The 7,727-nt window shown below is 67.8% G+C and carries 8 protein-coding genes; all 8 read right to left on the bottom strand.

Features of this window, described 5'->3' with window-relative positions; translation table 11 throughout:
- Window positions 1-357 precede the first annotated feature (357 nt).
- On the bottom strand, window positions 358-1,257 hold the full coding sequence (locus tag D3A59_RS02005) for a F510_1955 family glycosylhydrolase (RefSeq protein ID WP_119153262.1): 900 nt from the start codon (window positions 1,255-1,257) through the stop codon (window positions 358-360).
- 128 nt (window positions 1,258-1,385) lie between these two features.
- Window positions 1,386-1,667: a hypothetical protein gene (locus D3A59_RS02000; protein ID WP_119153261.1), complete on the bottom strand. Its 282-nt coding sequence runs from the start codon at window positions 1,665-1,667 to the stop codon at window positions 1,386-1,388.
- Between the two features lie 18 nt (window positions 1,668-1,685).
- Window positions 1,686-2,093 (bottom strand): multicopper oxidase domain-containing protein, encoded by a 408-nt coding sequence (locus tag D3A59_RS01995; protein ID WP_240635890.1) that lies wholly within the window; start codon window positions 2,091-2,093, stop codon window positions 1,686-1,688.
- Between the two features lie 936 nt (window positions 2,094-3,029).
- Window positions 3,030-4,199, bottom strand: a complete 1,170-nt coding sequence (locus D3A59_RS01990) for an ABC transporter substrate-binding protein (protein WP_119153260.1) — start codon at window positions 4,197-4,199, stop codon at window positions 3,030-3,032.
- A gap of 45 nt (window positions 4,200-4,244) precedes the next feature.
- Window positions 4,245-4,952: an ABC transporter ATP-binding protein gene (locus D3A59_RS01985; protein WP_119153269.1), complete on the bottom strand. Its 708-nt coding sequence runs from the start codon at window positions 4,950-4,952 to the stop codon at window positions 4,245-4,247.
- Window positions 4,939-5,703, bottom strand: a complete 765-nt coding sequence (locus tag D3A59_RS01980) for an ABC transporter ATP-binding protein (protein ID WP_119153259.1) — start codon at window positions 5,701-5,703, stop codon at window positions 4,939-4,941. The genes D3A59_RS01985 and D3A59_RS01980 overlap by 14 nt, the downstream gene beginning before the upstream one ends.
- A complete protein-coding gene (locus D3A59_RS01975; RefSeq protein ID WP_119153258.1) occupies window positions 5,696-6,742 on the bottom strand; it encodes a branched-chain amino acid ABC transporter permease in 1,047 nt (348 codons plus the stop codon). The genes D3A59_RS01980 and D3A59_RS01975 overlap by 8 nt, the downstream gene beginning before the upstream one ends.
- 1 nt (window position 6,743) lies before the next feature.
- Window positions 6,744-7,610 carry a branched-chain amino acid ABC transporter permease gene (locus D3A59_RS01970; protein ID WP_119153257.1) on the bottom strand — a complete coding sequence of 289 codons (867 nt, stop codon included), beginning with the start codon at window positions 7,608-7,610 and terminating at the stop codon, window positions 6,744-6,746.
- Between the last annotated feature and the right edge of the window lie 117 nt (window positions 7,611-7,727).

The following is a 7,727-nucleotide window of genomic DNA, read 5'->3' as shown; positions in this document are numbered from 1 at the left end:
GGCGCTGTCAAGCCACGCCCCGCCCGGCGCCCTCGCTGCCATTTGTGCAACAAAGCCAGCGGTGGCAGAACCACTCACCGCAGCCGTGGCGGAAGCGTCTTGTTCGCCCCGCAGTGCGGCGCTTGGGGCATGCAGTCGAACAAAAAGGGATTTGGGTGAATTCCCTCGGGCCACTGGGAAAGAGCGCGAAGACCGCCACGTTGAACTCGGGCCGCCAGGTCAGGGCGAGCAGGCGTGCTCCCAGGGTGCGGACCATGCTTCACCCCTGCGCAGGTTCTCGTTCTGGTAGGAGATGCCCCGGAGTTCGGCGCATCTATGGCACGCCGCACCCGGGTGCTCCTCGAAGCGGGCTGGCCTTCAGGAGCCGAGGCCCTGCCCTTCCTTTGCGATCTGTTTCCAGTTCCTGCCCCCGTCGCGGCTCACGTACACGTTGCGCTTGAAGGTGGCAATGGCGTACTCACTGCTGTTTCTCGGGTTCTGCGCGATGTAGGCGACGGCGTCCTTGCCGATCGGCGGCAGGTTCACGACCTCCTTCGAACCGTCGGCAAGCGCGACGCGTGCGAGCGAGGCCTCCCGACCGAAGCCGCTGTACCAGAGGTGCTTGCCGTCGAGGTCGAAGAACACCGCAAGCGCTTCGCCCGTCGCCAGCGCTTGGAAGCTGTCGCCTGCGTTTTTGGAGAAGTGAACGCCGTTGCTGGTCGCGACGGCGACTTGAGCCGGATCCTGCGGGTGGACGGCCAGGGCGATCGGCTCGCCGCTCAGTCCCTGAGCCCGCGCCTTGCGCCATGCGAGCCCGTCGTTGACGGTCTGGTACATGCCTGCACTGTCCATGCGAGAGTTCGGCGCGGGGTTGAAGACGTAGATCGCGTTCGTGTCGTGGCCGGCCGCCATGAGGTGGAAGTCCGTTTCGCCCTGGAGGCCCAGCGGGCTCCAGGTCTTGCCGCCGTCGGTGCTGCGGATCAGGCCGAACGGATTCTTCAGCGCCGATCCCGGCGCCGGGTGGCCGCTGCTGTAGAAGCGGTCCTTCGTCGCGACGAATCCCATGTAGTCGTGCTCCGGGCCGGCCGCCTTCGACCAGACGCCATTGCGGTAGATCGCCAGCCCGTGGTGGCTGGGAATGTAGAGGCTCGTTCCGTCGCCGCTGTAGGCCAGACCGTGGATGTGCGTGAGCGTCACCTTCCCCCAGGCCTGACCCATCACCAGGGCAAGGAGGAGGGACAGGCACCGGAAGAGGTGCTTGGTTCTAAGGGGTTTCATGGCTTTGGTCTCGTTCGCAAGGCTGTGCCGCCACCGCCACTTGGCCCATCCACGCAGGGACGGCGGCACAGCTGAGGTTGGAAATCACCCCCGGTAGCCATGCGGCCACCGGGATTCGCTTCAGGGGCTCATTGCGTCTGCTGATCGTTCCGCTTGCCGGCAACTGCCTCCGCACTGGAGGTTGTGCTGGAGCAGCCGCCCTTGCCGGCCATCCGGTGCATGCACACGCCCGCCGCACACATCGCCAGGCAGGGCAGCAGCGACAGAGCGAGCGACAGGACGCCGGCGGCCTGCAGCCACTCCCAACCGAGTGCGAGTCCCACCAGGAGGGGCGCAGCGGCGGCGAGCCATAGGAGTCGTCGAGTGTTCAACTGCGTCAACCGGCCGAAGGTCGAGGTCTGGGTTTTCATCGTCGTGGCTCCCGTGTATCAGTGAACTGCGTAGACGCGCGGCTTCGCCGCGTCCTTGCCGGGGGCGATGGGGGATTGCGTAAGGGGCGGCACCCCGTCCATCGCGTTCGGCACGCGCAGGCCGTGCCAGTGCACCGTCGTCACCTGCAGGCGCGGGTTGACGAGTTCCACGCGCAGGCGCTCGCCCCGGCGCAGCCGGATCTCGGGGCCAGGCACCCGGCTGCCATAGCCCCAGGCCTGCACCGGAGGGCGGGCACTGCCGTGCAAGGCGGCCTCGACCGGCCGGGCCACCAGTTCGAGACGGCGGACTGCGGGGTCCTTCCCAGCAAGAACGGTGGGAGGTCGCAGGGCTGCCATCGCGGCGGCCGCGCCGGCCAGGAGCACGCGACGGTTGATCGGAAACGCAATAGCGTCTCGTTGGGACATGTTCCAACTCCTGTGTGTCGCATGGTAGAAACCGGGCGAAGACATGCGCCCGCCTGCCCCGCAAAGCGGAGGCCAGCGGCCATCAGAGAGGAGTTAGACGGCGCGAGGAGGGCGCCAGAGCGGAGAAGGTGGGTGGCCGGCGTAGGGAGCCGGCCTCGGAGCGCTCACCGAACGAGTCGCTTCCGGGAGGCGCGGTCCCAGGACAATCGGCATAAGACAGGCCGCGGCATTTGTCGGACAGGCCTCTCCAGAAGCGCAGGGGGCGCCCTGGGCAGCGTCCTGCCGGAAGGAGTCGGAGCCGCCTTCCGCCGTCTCGCTGCAGCAGGTATCCGCAGCGTCCGCCATGAGCAGCATGGCGGTGCGATCCATTGCACAGGCGTCGGCTTGCCCGACCGAGGCCCATCCGGAAATCGGAAGGGTCGCGATCAGCAGGAGTGCGACAACGAACCTGAGCAGACGCATCGGAAAGAAACAAGATTCCTGGAACGGCAGAATTCAAAGGCAGTCTACACGCGCCTCGGCACAAGCGCAGGCGCTCAAGCTGGAAGCACTTGAAAGACGGGGAATGCTGGCGAGCGCATCGAATGCCGATGCAGCCTGCGCAAGGGGGGATGTGCCAGCCGAGTTCAACGCATTGAACCGGAGGCGAGTCAGACTTTCCCGGCTTGCCCGGCATCGGAATGACTCCTGCGCGTCGACGAGGAGCTGGGCTCGGTGGCCCAGGGCAGCCTCCCGGCAAGGCCGTCCGCGATGTCCCCCCCTCGCCTTCCCGGCGTTGAGCTTCGCTTCGGGATCGACGGGTGCAGGGCGCGTCCGGGTACTGTCCTGGAAGGCATCGGTCTCGATGTGCCGCGGCGCCAGGCGCCGCGGCAGCATCGCCGGCCGCACTGCCCGGCGGGCGCCGGGGGCAGTGCGCGCAGGGTCGGCCCTTACTTCTTACTTGGCGCCGTCGATCGCGCTCGGCTTGAGCTGCCCGCCCTCGACCACCGCGATCGCGGGCGTGATGATGCTGCCGCCCTTGTCGTCGATGCCGGAGATCAGGCTCGGGTTGTTGGCCGGCGGCAGCGACTTCAGCGCGTCGCTCATCTTGGCGCGGATTGCCGCCGCGTCGTCGACCGAGCCGGCGAGCTTCATCGCCGAGGCCAGAGCGTGCACCATCGTGTAGTTGTAGCTGGTCTCGGAGGTCGGGTCGCGGTCGGCGCCGTGCTTCTTGCGGAAGTTCTCGACGAAGGCCTTCGCGCTCGGGCGCTCGTCGGCGACGAGCGGCATCACGCCGATCGAACCCTCGAGCATGGCGTAGCCACCGGTCACGCGTGCCATCTCGTCGAGCTTGGCCTGGTCCATGATCGCGAAGCCGCCCTTGAAGCCGAGCTCGCGCGCCTGCTTGGCCACGAGCGCGGTCGGCTCGGAGGCGCCGCCGATGAACAGCACGTCCGGCTTCTCGGCCAGCACGCGGCTCACGCCGCTGTAGAAGTCGGCCGACTTGTTGTAGGACATCGGGTTCTCGGACACGACGGTGCCGCCCGCGGCCTTCCAGGCCGGCACGAAGGCCGCGGTCCAGGCCTTGGCGTAGTCGTGGTCGGCCGGCAGCAGGCCCACGCGCTTGCCGTAGCGCTTCATCGTCGTCTGCACGAAGGGATCGACGTAGCCGGTGAAGACCGGCGGGATGCGGATGCTGAGCTTGTTGCCGGCCTCGGTGACCTTCGGGACGCTCGAGTAGGCCATCAGCAGGAACTTCTCCTGCTCGTTGAAGGCCTGCACCGCGAAGATGCCGCCCGAGTGCGGCACGAACACCGCGGGCGTGCGGTGCTGCTGCGCGAGGCGGCGCGCGTTGATCGCGCTCTCGGCCGGCGAGTACTTGTCGTCGAGCGCGACGACCTCGAGCTTGTACTTCTTGCCCTTGACGTCGAGGCCGGCGGCATTGATCTCGCTGACCGCCATCTCGAGGCCCGTCAGCACGTTCTTGCCGTAGAGCGCGGCGCCGCCGCTCAAGGGGCCGGAGTAGCCGATCTTGACGACCTCCTGCGCGAAGGCGCTGCCGCCCGCGAGCGCGGCGGCGAGGCCCAGGGCGACGGGGAGCAGCTTGAAGCCGGTGCGTCGGGTCATGTTCACGGTTGTCTCCTTCAGGGTGGAAGTGGGAGGGTGGCGTCTTCAGGCGCCGATGTAGGCGCGTCGCACGCCTTCGTCGTTCAGCAGGGACTGCGGGTCGCCTTCCATCGCGATGCGGCCGCGCTCGAGCACGTAGGCCCGGTGCGCGATGCGCAGCGCCGAGTAGGCGTTCTGTTCCGCGAGCAGCACCGTGGTGCCCTCGCGGTTGATGCGCTGGATGACCTCGAACATCTGCTTGACGACCAGTGGCGCGAGGCCGAGCGAGGGCTCGTCGAGCAGCAGCACCTTCGGGCGGCTGAGCATCGCGCGGCCGATCGCGACCATCTGCTGCTGACCGCCGCTGAGCGAGCCCGCCGGGTCGTCCTGCTTCTGCTTGAGGATCGGGAACAGCTCGAACACCTCGTCGAGCGAGCGCTGGATGCCGGCCTTGTCCTTGCGGTGCACGTAGGCGCCGAGCGTGAGGTTCTTCAGCACCGACATCCCCGGAAAGAGCTTCCTGCCCTCGGGGCACTGCACCAGGCCCGCCTCGACGATCTGTGCCGGGCGCATGCCCACGAGCTCGCGCTCGCCGAAGCGGATGCTGCCGGAAGCTGCGCGGTGGATGCCGGAGATGGTCAGGAACAGCGAGCTCTTGCCCGCGCCGTTGGCGCCGAGCAGCACGACGAGCTCGCCCGGCTTGGCGTGCAGGCTGACCGAGTCGAGCGCGCGAAACGACCCGTAGGAGAGCGAGACCCGGTCAAGCGTCAGCATGCTCGGCTCCCAGGTAGGCGTCGATGACGGCCGGGTTGCGGCGGATCTCGGCGGGGCTGCCCTCGGCGATCTTCTCGCCGTAGTTCAGCACGACGATGTGGTCGGCGAGGCTCATGATCATGTCCATCTTGTGCTCGATCAGGCAGACGGTCTTGCCGTGACGCACCAGCTTGCGGATCAGCTCCGCCAGCCCCACGGTCTCCTCGGGGTTCACGCCGCCGGCGGGCTCGTCGAGCAGCAGCAGCTCCGGGTCGGTGGCCAGCGCGAGCGCGAAGGCGACGCGCTTCCTCTCCTCCTGCGTGATGTCGGCGGCGATGCGGTGCGACAGGTGCGACAGGCCGACGAAGTCCAGCGCGGCCTCGGCCTTGTCGCGGCAGAGCTTCTCCTCGGCGCGCAGCCGCGCGGTGTTGAAGATCACGTCCCACAGCCCCGCGTGGGTGCGCAGCCGGTGGCCGACGATCAGGTTGTCGAGGACCGTCGCGCGGTCGAACAGGTGCGTGGTCTGGAAGGTGCGGGCCACGCCGAGCCGCGCCACCTGGTCGGCGCGCAGGCCCGTCACGTCCCGGCCCTTGAGCCGCACGGAGCCGGAGGTCGGCGCGAAGGTCCCGGCCACCAGGTTGAAGAAGGTCGTCTTGCCCGCGCCGTTCGGGCCGATGATCGCGCTGATCTTGCCGGCCTCGAAACGGGTGGAGACGTTGTTCACGGCGGCCAGTCCGCCGAAGCGTTTGGTGAGCGAGTCGATCTCAAGCATGGTGGCCCACTCCGGATCCAGCATTGGGGGTGCGTTGTTCGATGATCGGGGCGGCGACCGGCGCGCTGCGGGCAGCCTCCGCGATGCGCAGCGCCGCGAGGCGCCGCGCCTGGCGCTTCTTCCAGGTGCCGACGATGCCGTCCGGCACGAAGATCAGCAGCAGGATCAGCAGCGGCCCGAACACGACCATGCGGAAGTCCTGCAGGAACTGGAGGTACTGCGTAATCCAGGGCACCAGCACCGCGCCGAGGATGGGGCCGAGCAGCGTGCCGATGCCGCCGACCAGCATGAACATCACCAGGTCGAAGGTGTGCGCGGCGTAGGCCATGTCGGGGCCGAGGAAGCGCACGTGGCCGGCATAGAGGCCGCCCGCGAAGCCGGCGTAGATCACCGACAGCACGAAGGACATCGTCTTGGTGCGCATCAGGTTGATGCCGAGCGCCTCGGCCAGCGCGTCGCTGTTGCGCACCGCGACGAAGCTGCGCCCGAGCAGCGAGCTGACGATGCGGTGCATCACGAAGGCGCCGAGCACCAGGAAGCCGAGCGCGAGGTAGTACATCGACAGCGGCGTGTCGAAGGCGATCGGACCGATGCCGGCGGGCGTCGGGATGCCCATGATGCCCACCGTTCCGTGCGTCAGGCTCTCCCACTTGTCGATCAGCAGATAGATGATGTAGCCGATGCACAGCGTGAAGATCGAGAAGTAGTGGCCCTTCAGGCGCAGCGACAGGATGCCGACGAAGAAGCCGAGCACGCCGGTGACGGCGCCGGCCGCTGCGAAGGCGATCCAGAACGGCACCTGGTGGTCCACCGTCAGGATGCCCACGGTGTAGGCGCCGATCGCCATGAAGCCGCCGTGCGCGAGGTTGAACTGGCCGGTGAAGCCGGTGATCAGGTTCAGCCCCAGCGCGGCGATCGCGAGGATGAAGGACAGCGTCATCACCGACAGGTGGTAGTTGTTGCCTGCGAGCAGCGGGAACAGCGCGGCGAGCAGGAACAGCGCGGCCCAGCCGGTGCGGGCCTTGAAGGTGGTCGGCATCTCAGTGGGCTCCCTTGGCGACGAACAGGCCCTGCGGGCGGAACGACAGGATCACCACCAGCAGCACGAAGGCGATGAGGTCCTTGTAGTCGGTGGAGAAGTAGAAGCCCCCGAAGCTCTCGGCCATGCCGATGATCAGCCCGCCGACGATGGCGCCGGGGAAGCTGCCCATGCCGCCGAGGATGATGATCACGAATGCCTTGGTGATCACGAGGCTGCCCATCGACGGGTAGACCAGGTTGATCGGGGCGTAGAGCACCGCGGCGACCGCGGCGAGCGCGCCGGAGATCGCGAACACCAGCAGCGTCACGCGCGTCGAGTCGATGCCGACGAGCGCCGCGCCGTCGCGGTTCTGCGCCATCGCGATGATGGTCGAGCCGACCACGGTGCGGGTCAGGAACAGGTGCAGCACCACCATCAGCGAGAAGGCCGCGGCGATGATCAGGAGCCGCTGCAGCGGCGCAGTGATGCCGAAGACCTCGACGACCTGACCGTAGGGCGTGGGCATGCGGTGGAAGTCCGCGCCCCAGATCGCCTGCGCGCCGGCCTCCAGGAACAGCAGGATGCCGATCGCCGCGATCATGTCGTGCAGCTCGGGCGCATTGCGCAGCGGGTGGAACACCAGGCGCTGCGCGAGCATCGAGATCACGGCCACCGCCACCGCCGCACCCGCCATCGCGAGCCAGTAGTTCAGGCCGAGTTTCGTCATCAGCCAGTACGCGACGAAGGCGCCGGCCATGTAGAAGGCGCCGTGCGCGAAGTTCGGCACGTGCAGGATGCCGTAGACCAGCGTCAGTCCCAGCGCCACGAGGCTGTAGACGCCGCCGACCGTCAGGCCGTTGAGCAGTTGCTGTAGGAAGAGCTCCAAGGTCGCTCCCGCGAGAGAGTGAAGGGCCCGCCCGGACGGCGGGGACGACGCTGCTGCGTGCGTCGAAATCTTGGTCGCTCGCCCTCCGAGCGTCAACATGGTTTTCAGAATAACGTG

The sequence above is a fragment of the Caldimonas tepidiphila genome, assembly GCF_003569765.1.
In the GTDB taxonomy this organism is placed as follows: domain Bacteria; phylum Pseudomonadota; class Gammaproteobacteria; order Burkholderiales; family Burkholderiaceae_C; genus Caldimonas; species Caldimonas tepidiphila.
This window is presented reverse-complemented; position numbering and strand designations above follow the sequence as displayed.

Excerpts from the sequence above, each read along its gene's own strand:
- D3A59_RS01995 (WP_240635890.1), bottom strand. The coding sequence starts at position 2,093 with ATGTCCCAACGAGACGCTATTGCGTTTCCGATCAACCGTCGCGTGCTC.
- D3A59_RS02005 (WP_119153262.1), bottom strand. The coding sequence starts at position 1,257 with ATGAAACCCCTTAGAACCAAGCACCTCTTCCGGTGCCTGTCCCTCCTC.
- D3A59_RS01975 (WP_119153258.1), bottom strand. The coding sequence starts at position 6,742 with ATGCCGACCACCTTCAAGGCCCGCACCGGCTGGGCCGCGCTGTTCCTG.
- D3A59_RS01990 (WP_119153260.1), bottom strand. The coding sequence starts at position 4,199 with ATGACCCGACGCACCGGCTTCAAGCTGCTCCCCGTCGCCCTGGGCCTC.
- D3A59_RS02000 (WP_119153261.1), bottom strand. The coding sequence starts at position 1,667 with ATGAAAACCCAGACCTCGACCTTCGGCCGGTTGACGCAGTTGAACACT.
- D3A59_RS01980 (WP_119153259.1), bottom strand. The coding sequence starts at position 5,703 with ATGCTTGAGATCGACTCGCTCACCAAACGCTTCGGCGGACTGGCCGCC.
- D3A59_RS01985 (WP_119153269.1), bottom strand. The coding sequence starts at position 4,952 with ATGCTGACGCTTGACCGGGTCTCGCTCTCCTACGGGTCGTTTCGCGCG.